The 17714-nt window shown below is 40.5% G+C and carries 10 protein-coding genes, 2 tRNA genes and 1 pseudogene; 4 read left to right on the top strand and 9 right to left on the bottom strand.

Annotated features, from left to right (window positions below; genetic code table 11):
- Positions 1 to 15: 15 nt before the first annotated feature.
- Positions 16 to 3462 (bottom strand): hypothetical protein, encoded by a 3447-nt coding sequence (locus tag ABKW31_RS04335; RefSeq protein WP_348614971.1) that lies wholly within the window; start codon positions 3460 to 3462, stop codon positions 16 to 18.
- 353 nt (positions 3463 to 3815) lie between these two features.
- Between ABKW31_RS04335 and ABKW31_RS04330 the strand changes: the two genes are divergently transcribed.
- A complete protein-coding gene (locus ABKW31_RS04330; RefSeq protein ID WP_348614970.1) occupies positions 3816 to 5246 on the top strand; it encodes an MFS transporter in 1431 nt (476 codons plus the stop codon).
- A gap of 218 nt (positions 5247 to 5464) precedes the next feature.
- Here ABKW31_RS04330 and ABKW31_RS04325 read toward each other — a convergent pair whose 3' ends face one another.
- From ABKW31_RS04325 to ABKW31_RS04315, 3 genes and pseudogenes are all read right to left on the bottom strand, one after another.
- Positions 5465 to 5701 carry a hypothetical protein gene (locus ABKW31_RS04325; RefSeq protein ID WP_348614969.1) on the bottom strand — a complete coding sequence of 79 codons (237 nt, stop codon included), beginning with the start codon at positions 5699 to 5701 and terminating at the stop codon, positions 5465 to 5467.
- A gap of 332 nt (positions 5702 to 6033) precedes the next feature.
- Entirely contained in the window at positions 6034 to 8568 is a 2535-nt protein-coding gene (locus tag ABKW31_RS04320) for a glycoside hydrolase family 3 N-terminal domain-containing protein (protein WP_348614968.1), read from the bottom strand.
- Positions 8568 to 8870: pseudogene (locus ABKW31_RS04315) on the bottom strand (glucose/galactose MFS transporter); the annotation flags it as partial. The pseudogene ABKW31_RS04315 and the gene ABKW31_RS04320, both read right to left, overlap by 1 nt.
- Positions 8871 to 9370: 500 nt before the next feature.
- Here ABKW31_RS04315 and ABKW31_RS04310 point away from each other — a divergent pair.
- Entirely contained in the window at positions 9371 to 10753 is a 1383-nt protein-coding gene (locus ABKW31_RS04310) for a GH1 family beta-glucosidase (RefSeq protein ID WP_348614967.1), read from the top strand.
- Between the two features lie 271 nt (positions 10754 to 11024).
- Complete coding sequence (locus ABKW31_RS04305) at positions 11025 to 12029, top strand: LacI family DNA-binding transcriptional regulator (RefSeq protein WP_348614966.1); 1005 nt, start codon at positions 11025 to 11027, stop codon at positions 12027 to 12029.
- Positions 12030 to 12131: 102 nt separating this feature from the next.
- On the opposite strand, the gene ABKW31_RS04300 is transcribed toward ABKW31_RS04305, so the two are convergent.
- The 5 genes from ABKW31_RS04300 to ABKW31_RS04280 all read right to left on the bottom strand — a co-directional run bounded on the left by ABKW31_RS04300 (position 12132) and on the right by ABKW31_RS04280 (position 16663).
- Positions 12132 to 12208 (bottom strand) — tRNA-Met (locus ABKW31_RS04300).
- A gap of 35 nt (positions 12209 to 12243) precedes the next feature.
- Positions 12244 to 12320, bottom strand: a tRNA-Met gene (locus tag ABKW31_RS04295).
- Between the two features lie 172 nt (positions 12321 to 12492).
- Positions 12493 to 12792 (bottom strand): 4a-hydroxytetrahydrobiopterin dehydratase, encoded by a 300-nt coding sequence (locus ABKW31_RS04290; protein WP_348614965.1) that lies wholly within the window; start codon positions 12790 to 12792, stop codon positions 12493 to 12495.
- A 256-nt stretch (positions 12793 to 13048) separates the two neighbouring features.
- The gene (locus tag ABKW31_RS04285; RefSeq protein ID WP_348614964.1) at positions 13049 to 15733 is read right to left on the bottom strand and encodes a TonB-dependent receptor; all 2685 of its coding nucleotides are present in this window, start codon (positions 15731 to 15733) and stop codon (positions 13049 to 13051) included.
- Positions 15734 to 16195: 462 nt separating this feature from the next.
- The gene (locus ABKW31_RS04280) at positions 16196 to 16663 is read right to left on the bottom strand and encodes a MaoC family dehydratase (RefSeq protein WP_348614963.1); all 468 of its coding nucleotides are present in this window, start codon (positions 16661 to 16663) and stop codon (positions 16196 to 16198) included.
- 143 nt (positions 16664 to 16806) lie between these two features.
- Between ABKW31_RS04280 and ABKW31_RS04275 the strand changes: the two genes are divergently transcribed.
- Positions 16807 to 17709 carry a LysR family transcriptional regulator gene (locus ABKW31_RS04275; protein WP_348614962.1) on the top strand — a complete coding sequence of 301 codons (903 nt, stop codon included), beginning with the start codon at positions 16807 to 16809 and terminating at the stop codon, positions 17707 to 17709.
- Positions 17710 to 17714: the final 5 nt, after the last annotated feature.

Raw genomic sequence — 17714 nt, 5'->3', positions numbered from 1 at the left:
ACCATTAATTAATCGTTAATTATCAAATAGTAATGACGCATCAAACTCAACAATGATGTGCTTAATTGCGCCTGTGCGTTTATACAAAGCTTGGGCTTTATCACTGGCTATTTCTAGGCTATCAACCGTGTACGTAGACTCATCGTTATAAACGATTGTAGTGCGTTTATTGATTTGGCTGTTGATTCTGTAAACAATAGGTACCTGACACCAAGTGAACGCAAGTTCATTTTCTTTAAGTGCCAATATTTGCCACTTATTGCTGGTATCAAGATAACGAAACTCAATAGCCTGACTAAGAAACTCTTGCTTTCTCAATAGTAGGAAATTGAACACAACACGGCCTTCGATGATGTGAACACCTAATTCGTGGAAGCGAGTAATCAACTCTTCTTTAACTTGTCCTGTCATTCCAGGTTGTTGTGCACCTGCATGTTTAGGGGTATGTGAATAAGGGTCTGTTGGGAAAGCGCCATATTCAGCAGGCGTCTTGTTGAAACCTATACCCTCTCGAATGCGATAGTAGAGATTGACCAAACTGTTTAACTGAGCTTTATCTGTCCTAGAGTTAGCAGCGGTGACGACATTTTCAGCAACGGCTAACAGTAGTTTTGACACCATATGCCAGTAAATACTGCCTAAACCCTCAAAACCAAACATGCCCCCTGAGCGACCAGTAAAAGCTTGATGATTAAAGGTTTGCTCATAAAGAGCTAAAATGGCGTCATATTCTTCGGCCAAATTTGGATAAATGACTGCGAGCGCTTTCATTTTTTGCAACAAATGCCCCTCGTTACCAATATCTGCATGGAAACGAATATTGTTGTTGGCATCTTTAATGATCAGTCGTTTATCATCTTGCTTAATCATTTGCTGTAAACTTGAAATTGCTTCAGCTTTGACTAAAGCAACACAGTTTTTTTGCAGAAACGGCGTTTGTACCCGGTCAGGATATAACATAAATGTTTTTTGATCGGGGCGATATACGTCACTCGCGAACAAGGCATCTACCACTTGGCTTGCTTCATTGGCATCTAATGCGCCAGACGATAATGCGGCTACCTGACCTTCCAACATCGGGCTCAAATAATTAATATGAGCCGCCTCGCCTTTCAAATCGAGTAAATTATAGGCGTGGTACATGCCATCTTTACGCTTATTAGTTGAAATCGTATGTTCAATTGCCAGCAAAGCATGTTCGAGTAAGCGCTTGACGCTAACAATTGAATAAGGTGATGGGCTGCTAAATCCTTCTTGTTGATAAACTTTTAAACGGTATCGGCTCGATGCTTCACCTAATACGCACAGATTTGAATAACGCAGTTCAGGTGATATAGCATGGCCATTTAAGTGGGGTAGCAGTGCCTCTAACGCTTCAACACTGTCACTTAACCAAGTTCCTACTTCACTAGATAAGCTCACATCCCCACTTTCTTCACTTAGTAATTCTTGCATAAAACAAACGTAACGACGCATGTAGTTCAGGGTTACCATCGATAATCCTTGGCCTACAAGAGCATTATTGGCGTCGTTCCACTCTGGTCGTTGGGTGTTTAACCAAATACCACCGTCTACCACTAAATTGCCTAATTTACCCAATAAAGGAACGAGTAATTTTTCAAGTAAATTAACTTGATATACATGATTGTTTGCATCTAATACAAGTTTACCATCTGCGCCAATTTGCTCTACACGTTGTTCAATCTTATGTGCCAAAGTGACATCATATACAACGGTATCTTTCGCGTTTTTAACTAAGTCAGTAAATGCCTTAATTTTATAAGGAACATTTGCATAACAATAGCTTTGACGATGAAACAACTGGGCCAGTTTTTGTGGATGAAACTGTTTGGATATTTCCAACAATTTAAGTAGGTATATTATCTGATGATCACCCCAGTAACCGATATAACTCCAAGGGTCATCTGGTTCCTCCACTTCCCAATCAATCCCGTCTTTGGTAATGCGATAAGGATTATAACCTTCTACGGTAGATGCATTAACAAACTTGGCGATCATACCTTCAATGAAATCAGGATAACTGTAAGCTAAAGCTTCCCAATTTTGGAAAATGTCACGCCAATTTCCTTGATAGGTTAACAAGGGTTTGTTTTGCTCGTCTTTTAACTTGATCAGAAACTGGTTCCACGGGCGACTTGGATCTCCGTGCCTGCGGCCAAAATAAATCGGCAAATATTCAGCAGTTAATCTTTCTAGTTGAGGATCACTCAGCATTTCTACTTGATTTAACAAGTCAGTTACCGACACATTTTGTGCAAGCTTATTAAAAAATTCAATATGACGCTCAAACACTTCAACGTTAAAGTGTTTTATATTTTGCACAAAATCAGTTTTAGTAACGTTGTATTGGTCACTAAAAATACCGCCTCTGAGCACATTAAATAGGGTATTGGCATAATGATGCACACCCACTGTTTCTTCGTTAACTAATTGGAAGCCATCGGCTCTCGCTAGAATGCTCGCTAACTCATCATCCCCTTGAGTAATTGATTGTTGAATGTGCTTGGTAATATCAGCAGGTGAACTCAAGGCTTTTTTCAAATCAATAATTTGACTTTGAGTTTGTTCCAAATTGGCCACCAGTTGCCATGAGCTTGACTCATTAGCCGCTAATACAAGCGAGTTAGTCACAAAATATGCGCCTCGTATGCCTCGACTGGTATTCTCTGCTTGAATATCTCTACCCTGTCGAAAGGCATGCAAATGGCGGTTACTAAGGACAATACCTGGCTTATCTAAGCCAAGTGAGAATACGGTAGTAGCCCGCAGTGACTCGCAAGGCTCTGCACGATCGGTGATAGCAGAATAAAGCGTTAAGAGGGCCAAGCCATCGGTACTGTCGACTTCATTCCACTTATAAGCGTCAACTAAATTACTTGACACTGTTTGAGCAAATTTAGGCGTACCTGCGGGTAAAAGATTCTGTAAACCATCAATAAAATCAAGACTGACACTATGGTCGCAATTGTTAATAAGTTCGCTGGTGCGCACAAATCCAAAAGTATCGCTGGTATGCCAAGAGTAACGATAGCTTAAGCCTAGGGTATGATTGATTTCTTCAAATAAAATCTTGTTACCCAAGGTATTTTTATACAGGTTACGTTCGAGTTTATAGCGATCGCTATGCTCTTGATTAAACGGTTCCCACAATATTGAGCGGTCTTGCTGCTTAATACGCAAAATAGTCTTGCTGCCAGTGTTTAGCGCATCATCGTAAATTTTGTCAACACAATCATAGGGAAACAATGCAGTATCAGACGACTTCCTACCGGCAGTGAGTGCGCCACTCGATGCAATAAAAAGCCAATGGTCGCTATTCGACACTAAACTAATAAAAAACGTTTCCATCTGATCAACGTTTTTAATTGCGTAGTATCTTTCGTTGTTTATAGTGACAAATTCACCTAAAACAGCTTGCTTGACGAGACTTGTTGTATTCATTTAAACGTACCTTTATATTTTTATACTTGGTGTTCACTTAATATTTAACACCATCAAATATCTATTTTAATAAGACTTAAATTTGTCGTAATTATAGTTCTAATAACAACTTAATTATTTGTGTTTCAGTCGGTCTTAGCAAAATGCTCGGTCTTTATCTGTTTGACTCATAACGATTGGAACTCCAGTTAATCTTAAATTAAACAAACCAAATGAGTAAACGAAGAAGACTCTTTGATACCTTCGCGAATATTGCAAATGATAGTTTGACACTTGAATTTAAGACCAATACTATCTTTACAATTGGTTTACAATGGTAGCGCTTACATTGAGCTTAGGATAGTTAATTATTTATGTCACATCAAGAAACAAAAAAGAAAGATATGGTTTCCATATATCAAAAGAGTGCATATGGTACTGGCACCCTTGTACTTAATCTATTACCAGCAGCCCTTGGCATATTTGCCTTTTTCTTGATCACGGCTTTTGGCATGGACCCTTTATTAGCCGGAATTTTGGCTGGTATACCCAGACTTTTCGACGCTATCACAGATCCAATTATGGGTTTTATTACTGATAATACTCGGTCTCGATGGGGAAGAAGGCGCCCCTACATTGTTATAGGCGCTATTTTAAGCGGTGTCTGTTTTGCGTTGTTGTGGCAACTTAATCCTGAGGCATCGCAAGAATACAACTTCTGGTACTTCTTACTATTCTCACTGGCGTTTACTATCGGCAATACGATGTTTGCAACGCCTTTTGTGGGCTTAGGCTACGAAATCACCTCCGACTATAACGAACGTACTAGATTAATGGGTTTTGCTCAGTTTATGGGCCAAATCGCTTGGATGATAGTGCCATGGTTTTGGGTACTCATTGCCGACCCAGATATGTTTGCAAACCAAGCTGAAGGCGTACGGGAATTATCTTTGTACGTGGCGGGAGTATGTATCGTTTTGGGTGTTGTGCCGGGTTTATTCTGTAAGGGGATTGATAGTTCACATATAGAGAATACTGAAACTATTTCGTTCAAAACTCTTGGTAGCAACCTAATCAGTGTGTTTAGAGGGATAAAAGAAGCATTCAAAAACTCATCCTTTGTGAAGTTATGTGCAGCAACATTTTTAATATTTAACGGTTTCCAACTCGTCGCATCTTTTGCCTTTTTCATTATTGTTTTCCATATGTTCGCTGGTGATTACGGTGCGACAGGAAATTGGCCTGCTTGGTTTGGTACAGTAAGTGCGATGGCTACTGCATTTTTGGTTATTCCCATTGTCACTTGGATGGCTAACAAATGGGGAAAACGCAATGCATTTATTATTTCTACCTTTATCTCTATGTTCGGTTATTGCCTAAAGTGGTATGGCTTTAACCCTGAAAATCCATGGATGATATTTATGCCAATACCTTTGATGTCTTTCGGTATTGGGGGTTTATTTACCTTGATGCTTAGTATGACCGCCGATGTATGTGATTTAGACGAACTAAGAAATGGTATGCCTCGTAAAGAAGGCACATTTGGTGCCATTTACTGGTTAATGGTTAAATTAGGTCAGGCACTGGCGTTAGTGCTAGGTGGTGTTGTGTTAAAACTTGTTGGTTTTGATCCTGGCCTCGCGACACAAACTGTTGAAACCATGACCAATCTGCGAATAGCTGACATCCTTATTCCAGTTAGTACCGCTGGATTAGCGATATGGGTAATGTGGAGTTACGATTTAACTGAGGATAAAGCACGAGAAATTAAACAGGACCTTATTGATAGACGCGGTGATTTTTAATTTATCAGATTATCACGGAGAAACTGACAAGCGACTTGAACAAAAGAATCCCCACAATATCCAGCGATAACAAACGGCCTTATTAGGCCGTTTGTTATATTAAGATGACGTCTCAATTGTCATTACTGTTTCGCGAAAATCTTATTGCAGGCTATTTCACCCACATTCAGCTATTTAGCCGCTGTTAATCATGACTGATAATACCTTTTTGTATGTGATCAGGCATTGCCATCAGGCATTAAATAACCAGACTTCATTACACAGCCATTAACTGCGCCCTTGAGCTTAATATTAATAGCAATGCCATTCAGTAAATGCACTCTCAGCGATAATTCAAAAGTACATATTGCGGGGCATCCTATGCGGGGCATCCTATGCGGGGTATCCCATGCGGGGCATCCCATGCGGGGCATCCCATGCAGGGCATCCCATGCGGTGCATCCCATACGAGGCAATGCAAGGCGTCCAGCTAGTTCGAATTCGAGAAATGCAGAGTCTGTAAGTTCAAAACGATAACAACCGTTACAGGTCCTAAGGGAATTCCCCAGCAGCTTCAAAACTGTGTTGTGCTATTTGACCGGAAATTAACATTCCTGCAGAGCGACGCCCTGCCCTAAAACCGCTAGACGCATTTTAGTGAGTAGTTATTTATTGAGATTGGAATAAGTTAAGTTGATTTATTGAGTGGTGCCATGTTTTGCATGAGGGGGGAGTAATTCTTTCTTCATATTGTGCAGAGCGAATTTAATTGCCAGCCCAGTAACATCTTTCTGGGCTGGCAATAATCTTATTGCTTACATTGAATCGTAGCGTTTTCACTGCTTTGAGTAGAAATTTTTACATCAGAGATAGCAACTTTTACTCCTTGATTAGCCTGCAGAATAAAGGGTGCACTGATCGCAGCAAAATCAACATCAAAACATTGCCAATCAATACTAATTGTTTGCCAATCAGTTGTATCGACATTGAACTGCTCTAATACAGAAACGCTCTTTTTACATTGCTCAGCGCATTCCATAGAAACCGTTAGATTCGAGGGCAAACTAGACAATAATTTAATATCAAACTGCAAACTCGGTTTACTGGCGCTCAGGGCACGCAGGTCTCTTGGGAAAGTACCCTGGAGTATAAATTTAGCTTGGCTATCATCCAGCCAGTTTATCTGTAAAGAGTCTTCTTGTACTCTTCTGTCTTGAGTTCTAATCGACAAACTGGGCGTAATAAGAGTATTGCTGTTCATCTGTTTGACTTTCTCGTCACTAATTGTTGCTACAAACCACGGGGCAATAGCGCGTCGGTCAAATATAGCGCGTTCAGTCATTTCTTGAGAATCATCTGCTACGACCTCATTTAGGTCATTGGCTAATTCTGTTGCTGTGGTGTAAGTCAAACCATAACCCAATTTAAATAGAGGTTGGTAATCTTCATCATAAAAATTTAACAGTGATTGATTGGGGTTTATTGGCCAAGAGAAGGGTAAGCGACCCATAAAGTCGTTTCGCACAGCCCCACTTTCGTCAGCCATAATGACATCAGCAACCCCTTCTCCTTCGCTACCTGGTAACCATGCCGCAACAAATGCATCTGAAGCGTTTAACTCTGGGTTAACCCACATTGGTCGCCCGCTTAAAAAAATACTAACAACGGGGATACCCGCTGCTTGCAATTTTTTTAATAGTACTAAGTCGTTGTTGACACCCCGTTGGTAATCAAGATTACCAATATCACCGTTTCCTTCCGCATAGGGTTCTTCACCAAAGACCACGATAGCCACATCTGGTCGTTCCGTATATTCGCCCTGCTCAGACAAAACAATTTTACCGCCAGCGGCTAATACACGATCTTTTATGCCAGCATAAATAGATTGTCCACCAGGGAAGTCAGCATTATTGTTTCCTGTACCCTGCCAAGTGATGGTCCAACCGCCTGACTGTTTACCAATATTGTCGGCACCATCACCGGCAATTAAAAACGAACGAGTTGGATTAAGTGGCAATAATTGTTGGTTGTTTTTCAACAATACTAAGGATTCTCTCACTGCTTGACGCGCAATAGCACGATGAGCAGGATTGCCGATAACGTTGGGTGTATTAGCGTATGTGCGCTCGGCGGGAGCTGGTTTAGTAAACAAACCAGCTCTTACTTTTACGCGTAAAATACGACTAACTGCATCGTCTAAACGAGATAATGGAATAATCCCCGCCTTAACTTGTGCCAAGGTATTTTCAAGCAGCGGCTTCCAAGCAGGCGTAGCTACCATATAGATATCTAAGCCTGCGTTCATAGCTTGAGGACAGCTTTCATTGCTACATCCAGCCACTTGCCCATGACCGTTCCAGTCACCCACCACAAAGCCATCAAAACCCATCCGTTCTTTCAACACTTCAGTGAGTAAATAGTGATGGCCGTGGACCTTTTCACCATGCCAACTATTAAATGATGCCATTACTGACTGAGCACCGGCACTAAGACCACCAACATAACCTTGGGCATGACGCTCAAATAACTGCTGTTCACTTGAAAGGTTATTGCCTTGATCATCCCCGTTTTCAGTTCCGCCATCGCCGACAAAGTGTTTGACTGTGGAGATGACATTATCATCCTTGAAGTAACCACTGACAGGATCACCCTGCAGGCCCTCGACAAAGGCGTGGGAATATTCTCTAATTAGCGCAGGATCTTCCGAGTAACTTTCATAAGTGCGTCCCCAACGATCATCTTGCACGGTGGCCACGGTCGGTGCAAAGATCCAATCGATACCGGTTGCCATTACTTCTTGTGCAGTCGCTTTTGCTACTTGTTTTATTAAACTTGGATTATGCGCAGCGCCCAGACCAATATTGTGCGGAAATAAGGTAGCGCCTATTACATTGTTATGACCATGCACTGCATCTGTGCCCCACATAGTAGGAATAGTAGAACCATCTAGACTATCGTCAATGGAAGCGAGATACATACTTTGAGCGTGGGCAATCCAATCCTGTGGTGTAGCGTGTTTATCATTATTTGGAAATGCGCCACCCCCGTTTAAATAAGATCCAAAACCATAACGACGCATGTCTTCAACCGTAATATCACGGATCTCAGGTTGAATAGTTTGCGCAACTTTTTGCTCCAGCGTCATCGCGCTGAGTAATTTTGCAACCTGCTCTTCTACCGCTGCGTTAGGCTTTATCTGGATATCTAACTTCGGCCAGAAATCAGGGACTTTTGAGCTTGATTGACCACTGGTTATTTTCGCCTCGTTTTCAGTCGATTGATTGCAAGCAGTTAAAGCCACAAACGACGCCAACAAAGCGCAGTGTAGGGGTGAAATTTTCATTAGAGTAATACTCCTGATAGTTTAGATTGAATAATATTAGAGCGAGGAGTAGAACCATAAACCCCAAAATATGCGATATATAAATAACAAAGTAAGGGCAAGACAAAAGATAATTGTCGGCCGATTTGACTAGCCAACAAGCTTTGTATCACCGGCACAATAGCACCGCTCCCGATGGCTAAAAACAGCAAAGCAGAGCATTGGCTGGTAACACCACCCAAACCAAACAAATTTAAGCTAAAGATAGTAGTAAACATAATAGAATTAAATAAACCCATTAACAATATCGACCACATTGCTAATGGATCTGAAATAATCAAATAAGCAGCGAAGAAGCAAAATAGCGTCAAGTTTATATGGTCATACTTTGGGGCAAAAGTCCCTTTTAAATATGAGATCAAAGTAGTGTTTAAGGTGCTAACCCAACCCCACATAAAAAACACACAGCTCAGTGATATGAGTGTAGAAACGGATCGCTGTTTGGATGGTAACTGACTATGATTAATATTAGTTTCTGCTAAGGAAATTTGAGCCATCTTCCTGCCTTAAATAATAATGATTAAACAATTCAAAGTTTTTCAAGCTTAATTATTATTAATAATAAGTTAGGCCTTTGATTAATATCATTAAAGTTGAAATCACCAATTACCTTGCTAGATTTTTGATTGACGTACCGTTAACATCAATATAACATTTATGTAAGCGCTTACAATAATTGTAACTAAGAAAAAAGTCTAGCATTTTATCTATGTAGTTTTGTGGGGCCACCCTTTAACAGTATTGTGTAACAAAGAGAACAACTATGCTTAGCGAAAACCAAGTAGAACAAACCACTTTGCAATTGCCTGCCGATTCCAAACTTTTGGTGAGTGACTTTACATTTGGGGTAGCAACGGCAGCATTTCAGATTGAGGGCGGTGCTTCTACCCGACTCAAAAGTATTTGGGACACCTTCTGCGAAAAACCAAACACTATTAGAGACCAGTCAAATGGTCTTATTGCCTGTGATCATTTCCACTTATGGGAACAAGATATTGAGTTAATCGCATCCTTGGGAGTCGATGCTTATCGTTTTTCAATTTCATGGCCACGTGTGATGGACAAAGAAGGCAAATTAGTCCAAGAAGGTATCGATTTTTATCTTAAAATACTGACTAAATTACACAGTAAAAATATTAAAGCCTTTGTGACGCTTTATCATTGGGATCTTCCCCAATACATTGAGGATAATGGCGGTTGGTTAAACAGACAGACGGCATTTTTATTTAGAGATTATGCGGATAAAGTAAGCAAGGCTTTGGGTGATAAAGTATATTCATACGCCACCTTAAATGAACCTTTTTGCAGTGCTTATCTGGGATATGAAATAGGTATTCATGCACCAGGCCTTAAAAGTGCTAAGTACGGCAAAAAAGCTGCACACCATTTACTATTAGCTCATGGCTTGGCAATGCAAGTATTAGCAAAAAACAGCCCTAATTCATTGAATGGTATCGTTCTTAATTTTAGTCCTTGCCATAGTCTAAGTGACAAACCAGAAGATGTTAATGCAGCGAAACTTGCTGACCAGCATTTTAATCAATGGTACATCAGGCCAATTATTGAAGGCCAGTATCCAGATTTAATAAATAGTCTAGACTATGCACATCAGCCCGATATTGTGGACGGTGATATGGCGATTATTGCAAGCCCCATCGACTATATTGGTGTCAATTATTACACTCGAGAAATTTACCAATCCGATCTAGAAAATGGCTTTCAGAAAGTAGCAAATAAACCACTGCCACTGACCGACATGGGCTGGGAAATTTACCCACAAGGCTTAACTGAGCTTTTGCTCGACTTACACCTGACTTATAATTTACCACCTATTTTTATTACTGAAAATGGCGCTGCTATGCCTGACGTAATTATTGATAATGAGGTTAACGATCAACATCGCTTAGATTATTATCAAACGCATTTATTAGCAGTCGATAATGCCATCAAACAAGGAGTTGATATTCGAGGTTATTTTGCTTGGAGCTTAATGGATAATTTTGAATGGGCTGAGGGATACGTGAAGCGCTTTGGTATTGTTTATGTCGATTACGCCACATCGAAACGAACAATCAAAGCAAGTGGCAAAGCTTATCGCGACTTACTTAATTCTCGGCTCCATCGTTTACCTCAAGCTATCGCTTAGTTTTTATGTTGTTGCCCAAAGAAAAAATAACTTATAGGCATTTTGTGGCTGCCAAGTAATTGAATATCAAAACCTGAGTGTTAGACAAGGCATGGTTTTTTCATTTGTAATTTACCTTAGTATAGCTTCTTTGGTAGTTACTTTTATAATACGCTATTATCGCTCCATTGAAGACTGGGTCACCTCTCTTCAAAATGATTTAAACAATGCAGCTAAAGTATAATCTAATGGTCTATAAGGCCGCTGTATAACTGGAAAAGTTAGCTAAATTATGGCCACAATCTATCAAGTATCTGAACTCGCCAGCGTATCATTGGCAACCGTCTCTCGAGTGATAAATAATAATTCGCTAGTCAGTGAAAAAACAAAAAACAAAGTATTAGCGGCAATGAAAACATTGGATTACCGACCTAATACTATTGCTCAATCCCTGGCTTCCAATCGCTCTAACAGTGTGGGTATTTTAGTATCTGAATTACATGGTTCGTTTTATAGTTCAATGATGAGTGATATAGAATTGGCCCTGCGTGAATTTGGTAAACATGCGATCATTACCGCTGGACACAGTGAAGAAAAAAGTGAAAAAGAAGGTGTTGAGTTTCTTCTTAGTCGTAATTGTGATGCCTTAATTTTACATACAGAGGCTGTTTCTGACGACTACTTAATCGACCTTAAAAAACGTAATATTCCTTTTGTTACGGTCAATCGCTATATTCCAGAAATATCATCCAACTGCATCTGTTTAGATAACGAGCTGGGTGGCTACATCGCTACCCGTTTTTTATTACAACAAGGACATCGAGAAATTGCTTATATTGCTGGTCCTCTGTGGAAAACAGACGCTAATGATCGTTATAAGGGACATCTTAGAGCCTTAGCTGAATTTCAGGTCAAGCCCAACCCACGTCTACTGTATGAGGGTAGTTTTCAAGAGGAAGGGGGTCAAAAAGGCGTTCAATATTTTTTGGAGACAGGTATCTATTTTAGTGCCATCGCCTGTGCAAATGATGAAATGGCAGCAGGTGCAATGAGCGCCTTACGTGAAAAAGGCCGACATATCCCGGATGATGTTTCTATTATGGGTTTTGATAATTTGGTTTTTAGTCGTTATACCTATCCAAAGCTTTCGACGATTAATTACCCAATTGCAGCCATCGGTAAAACAGCGGCAAGCTGGGTACTGAATAATCTATACATTGACCGCAAAGAAGATATTCAACATCTTTTCACCCCTGAATTAGTGGTTAGAGATTCAGTAAAAAATATGAACGAATAGATAAAATAGGCGAACAATAAACAAGCGGGTAAGAATATCTTCCTCGCTTTTTTTATTTTAGATAGACATAAAAAAGCCCTGAATATTCAGGGCTTTAATATATGGTTGCGGGAGCAGGATTTGAACCTACGACCTTCGGGTTATGAGCCCGACGAGCTACCAGACTGCTCCATCCCGCGTCTGTAATCTGCCTTCTAAGTGTTGAAAATTCAAGTGGTTGCGGGAGCAGGATTTGAACCTACGACCTTCGGGTTATGAGCCCGACGAGCTACCAGACTGCTCCATCCCGCGCCTGAATTTTCACTTTGAGAGTGGCTTTTCAAATAAGCCCCTTTCGAAGGAGGGCGTATTATACATAGGCATTAGTAACACGCAAGGGGCGAATGAAATTAAAAGCGTTTTTACCGTCTGTTTGCTCACTAATTGGTCAGCTTGTTTTAATTACATACGATTGGCTGACAACTTAAAAGAATAACTCCATTTTAGCGGCTAATTTGAAATCTAACTCACTTATTCCAGAGACATCGTGAGTGATTAGATTAACCTCAACTTTGTTGTATACGTTAAACCATTCAGGATGATGATTAAGTTTTTCTGCGCAAATTGCTATTTGTGACATCCAACCAAAGGCTCGAATAAAACTTTTAAATTTAAAGGTTTTAGTCAGTTTTTCGTCGACTATTTGCCATTGTTGCGACGCCTCTAAATTGGCATTTAATTCATGTAAGGCATGTTCGATTTGTTCTGTAGTGTATTTTTGCATAACCATTCTCCCATTAATGCAAGTGACATTATGACTTTCGCTCAAAGAGTAAGCGTTCAGTTGTAGGTCGATTTTATTCAGTAGTATGACGAATTAGTTGAAAACACGAAAGCGAAGTGTGAGCTTTACTCGCAAGATAGGTGTGAAGATTTGACTACAATAGGATACAAACGGCAGATACAAAAATCCCCAGTATATAAATATTAACAGCTAATATTTACAAACTGGGGATGCTTATTTTATCAATTAGCTGATTTTAGAACTCAACCGCTAAACGAACATAGACCTGACGTCCTCTTGGATCGTGGACCTTCGAGTCAAAACCACTATTGGTAAATACTTGGGGTGGATCTTCATCGGTGATGTTAATCCCGCCTACTGACAACAAATAACTGGTCTCTGTGCCCATAATGTCACCTAAGTTGACATTATATTGCGCATCAATCGTTATATGACTGTCAATTGATTTAAAGCCATCAGCACAACCACCAACACTCAAGGTGCCATTAGCACAATTTTGATCATCATCATAACTGCTGACATAACGAACAAAAAGATTAGCTGAGTGAGCTTCATTGCGCCAATTGAGCCCTACGTTCATGCGCAATTCTGGAGATGAAACACCGATATTGGTAAAGTTTCTGCGTCCAGCAGCTTCAACTTTACCTGCTTGTGGATCAACCAAGTCATATTGCGTGATATAGGTAGCATTAATATTTGGCGTAAAATCGCCCATGTCAGTGCTAATTTTGTAACTAGTCACAAAATCTAAACCAGAGGTATCAAGTGAACTGGCGTTAACATAAGTATTGTTAACTTGTAAAAGAGGACCGGTAAGTGGGTCTCCGGCTCTTACAACTCGCGTCGGATCTTGTGGATTAGCCGTTAGTACCGCTTGGGCATTTTCTTGAATAATTAAATCTTCAAAACTAAAGCTCCAATAATCCACTTCCACAGACCAATCAGCAACCGGCTCAAAAGAAAATCCTACGTTGTATGCAGTGGATTTTTCAGGCTTAAGATCTTCATTACCTGCGGTTCTTACTGCAGCAAATGCGCTCGCTTGTTGAATAGGATCAGTCAACTGTTGCAAGGTTGTCGCTCCGCCATTACGTAAAAATACAGTGGGTGCTCTAAACGACGTTGATACGGATGCTCTAACTGAAAAGTCATCTGTGGCGCGCCACGACATAGCCAATTTAGGATCAATAGTGTCACCGATAGTGCCGCCGTAGTCTTCATAACGTAAGGCTATTTGTACATCTAGATCGGTACTTACGGGTAAGGCTAATTCACCAAACAAAGCATATACATCTAATTTGCCATCGAAATCTGGATTACCGATTACAAAAGTGAAGCTATCTTGGTTCGCTAAGGCATCATAGTCTTGTGACAATTTATCTTCGCGATATTGCATACCAAATGCAAAGCCAGCAGTACCGCCACTCATGTCAAATGCATCGACAGAGGCAAAGGCTTCAAATACTTGCATTTCAGCTTTAGAATCAATCACTTCCTCGCCAGTAAACGAGTCAACAACATATTGAGAATTAGGTGCCGTTGTATAAGACGTAGAGAACGGATTAAAATATTCACAAGAGCCGACACCTGCGGTTCCGGTTAAAGGATTACAATCAGACCCACCAAGACCATTTAAGGCTAGATTAAACTCGGTGTTTAGTACATCTGGCACCTTGAACATAAAATCGTTCACACCAGTGGTATAACTTACTTCCCAGAAACCATTATCTAACTCACCTTGCAGCATAGTACTGAATCTAAAAGTGTCTGATTCAGTGTTAGCAGCATCACCTTGAAAACCGTTCCCCTCAGCACGACCAAAAAAGGCCATGGGTAAACCAAGAAAATTTTCTGGATGGTTAGCCGGTACGACGGGCGACGTTAAAATGGGGAAACTTGGCGCTCCGCCCCGCTCGGCTCTGTTGCGAGCAAAGCTCACTTCAGTTGTCCAAGTCACATCATCACTTAAATCGTAGTCTGCTTTAACATAAGCATTAACTCGGGTTTCATCTGCAACGTAAGAATAATATGGACCAAAGTCGAATCCACATAAGCCTATTTCTAAACCACCGGGTAAAGTCCCTGCGGGGGCTCTTCTGTCTAGGGTTCCACCAAAGGCTTCACAACCTGGATCAACAACAGGAATATTGCCAAACGCGGGCACAAAATACGAACCGGGGTTACCTAATGCACTGGTATCATCTTTTGGACGACTTAAGCGACGGTCAGAAATGAATAAGGGTGAGCGGTTGGTATAGCTAATGGCGGCAAGCACACTGCTATTTTCACTAGTAGCGCCCCACAAGCCTTGTAGCAAATATTCTTTGTTATTACCGTGGGCACCGTCTTGGTAATCAGCGGTTATTTTAGCACCATTGTAATCTTGCTTGGTAATAAAGTTAACCACGCCTGCTACCGCATCTGAACCGTATAGTGCTGATGCACCATCTTTGACCACTTCCATACGACCGATTGCTATCATCGGCACTAATGAACTGGTATCAACAAAGTTTAGACCGTCATTGGTTGGTTGAGCGTTGACCACTTGTCGTTTGTTATTGAGTAGGACTAGCGTTGAAGCAACGCCTAAGCCTCTTAAATTTATATTTGACGTTCCTGCCGTTGCATTCTGCGTAAATGCATCAGGATTGTTTTGTGCACCAGTATTAATGGTTAAGGTTTGGGTGATATCACTTATATTCTTTGCACCGATAGAGTCTATTGCCACTGCATCTATCACTGCTAAGGGTGATGGTGATTCAAAATTTTCACTGCGACGTACAAAACTGCCCGTCACCATGATCAATTCAACTTCGCTTTCTTTCACTGCTTGTTCTTGAGCTAAGGCGCCAGTTTGCGCAGTGAGTAACTGCGTGGCAATCGCTGCTGAAAGCAGACTTAACTTTGTTTTTAGTTTCATGATGTGTCCCAATACGTGAGTTATCAGATATTAAAAGTGTCATTCCGTAACATAACCGCAGCTCGCTAATGATAAGTTGGTAAGCTTAGTAACTCTTTTAACTCTAATAATATTGTTATGTCATTGAGTTATAACGCCAACTATCTGTTTGATAGCTGGTCATCCTCACATTGATAGTAGGCGGCCATTGGCTCGATGTAAATAAATTGTTATTGATATGTGAACATCAATTCTAACAATGGTCAGACCACTCAGCCCTAAAACTCAATAAGCACACTTATATAAGACAATATCTTTCACTTTTAATCACTTAAATAGTTTTGCAGGATAAAATGGTGACGGCCAATTACCCCAGTAAACGAAGATTTTGCGTAAAAATCTCGTTTATATCTATCAGCAAAATTAATTATAAATTTTGTTTTGTATCCTCATCAATCAACCTTTCTTTGAAACTAATAAGTTTTACTGCTTTTCAGCCAATGTTGCACCGACTAACAACATTAAAAACGTACCTTTCATCGCAGGTTTATTTTTACCTTCAATCTGTGCTTCGGTATCAAAATAAAACAAACAACCAGAATTTTTTTGCACAACGTGACTCAAGGTTGATATAAACCGTATTTGCTCATTAACCCGAACAGGTTCAAGAAAGCGTATTTTATCTACACCATAATTCAAAATTGTTTTGTACTGTGGGTCGGCCGCAAACATATGGTAAAAAGCAGAGGGCATCAAGGTAACGGTGAGATAACCATGGGCAATTGTGGCTTTAAATGGGCTTTCCTTAGCGCAGCGCTCTGGATCAACATGGATCCATTGATGGTCACCCGTGGCTTGGGCAAATAAATCAATATCCTTTTGAGTGATTTTTATCCAATCACTGGCAGGTAGTTGTTCGTTCAAATTCAATTCAAGCAACGTTTTTAGCATGGTTGTTATCCTTTTAGCTCATTTCATTCAAAGTTTAGCAAACCGCAAACTATCAATAAAATGAATGTTCTGTATATTGATATATTGATTTAACTAATAATATAAAGGTAATATCCTTACCATAAATAGTTGAGGTACCTTACATGAACTTAAACCGAATCGACTTAAATTTGTTTGCGGTGTTTGACGCAATTTACACGGCAGGCAGTCTAACTAGAGCCGCAGATGTGCTGTGTATTACGCAACCAGCAGTCAGTAATTCTCTAGCGAGATTGCGTGATATGTTAAATGATCCCTTGTTTGTGCGCACCGGACATAGCATGACACCCACGCCAGTGGCACAAAATATTATTGGCCCAGCCAGAGAAGCTTTGGGCTTATTGCGCAAAAGTGTTCAACAGAGCCATATTTTTGACCCGAGTAAAGCGGAAAAAACTTTTCACTTTGCTGCCCGAGATTTACTTGAAGTCAGTATTATGCCAAGACTAACGGCATTATTACAAAAAAGTGCACCCAATATTTCACTAACTAATTACGATTTAGAGCGCAATAATGTTGTATCAGCCATGGCCAGCGGCCATCTTGATTTTTATGCCGATGCCTCATCTTTTAGCGATCCACATTTGTGCAAACAAAAAATTGCCCAAGACAGACTTGTGGTAGTAGCTCGTAAAAATCACCCTGATTTAGCGCAGGGTATGAATATGGAGACCTTCTTGCGTCTTGGCCATATCAATATTTCACATCGTCGCAGTGGTGCAGGCCCTATTGATGTAGCAATTGATAAACTTGGGGCAAAACGTCATGTGGTTTTGCGTAGTCAGCACTTTTTGACGGTTCCCAGCACTATAGTAAAAACTGACCTTATTTCTTGTCTGCCTTATCATTTAGCTAAACACTACGATATTTCGCTTTATGAATTACCCTTTGATCTGCCTCCCCTTGAGTACTTCTTATATTGGCATGTGAGTGCTGACTTAGACTATGCTCACATGTGGATGCGTGAACAAATTGCTCAAGTTGCAACAGCCTTGCACCCCAATTAAAATCG

This window comes from Paraglaciecola sp. 25GB23A (genome assembly GCF_040012495.1).
Taxonomy (GTDB): Bacteria; Pseudomonadota; Gammaproteobacteria; order Enterobacterales; family Alteromonadaceae; genus Paraglaciecola.
Note: the sequence above shows the minus strand (reverse complement) of the source record. Positions and strands in the feature narration are given on the sequence as shown.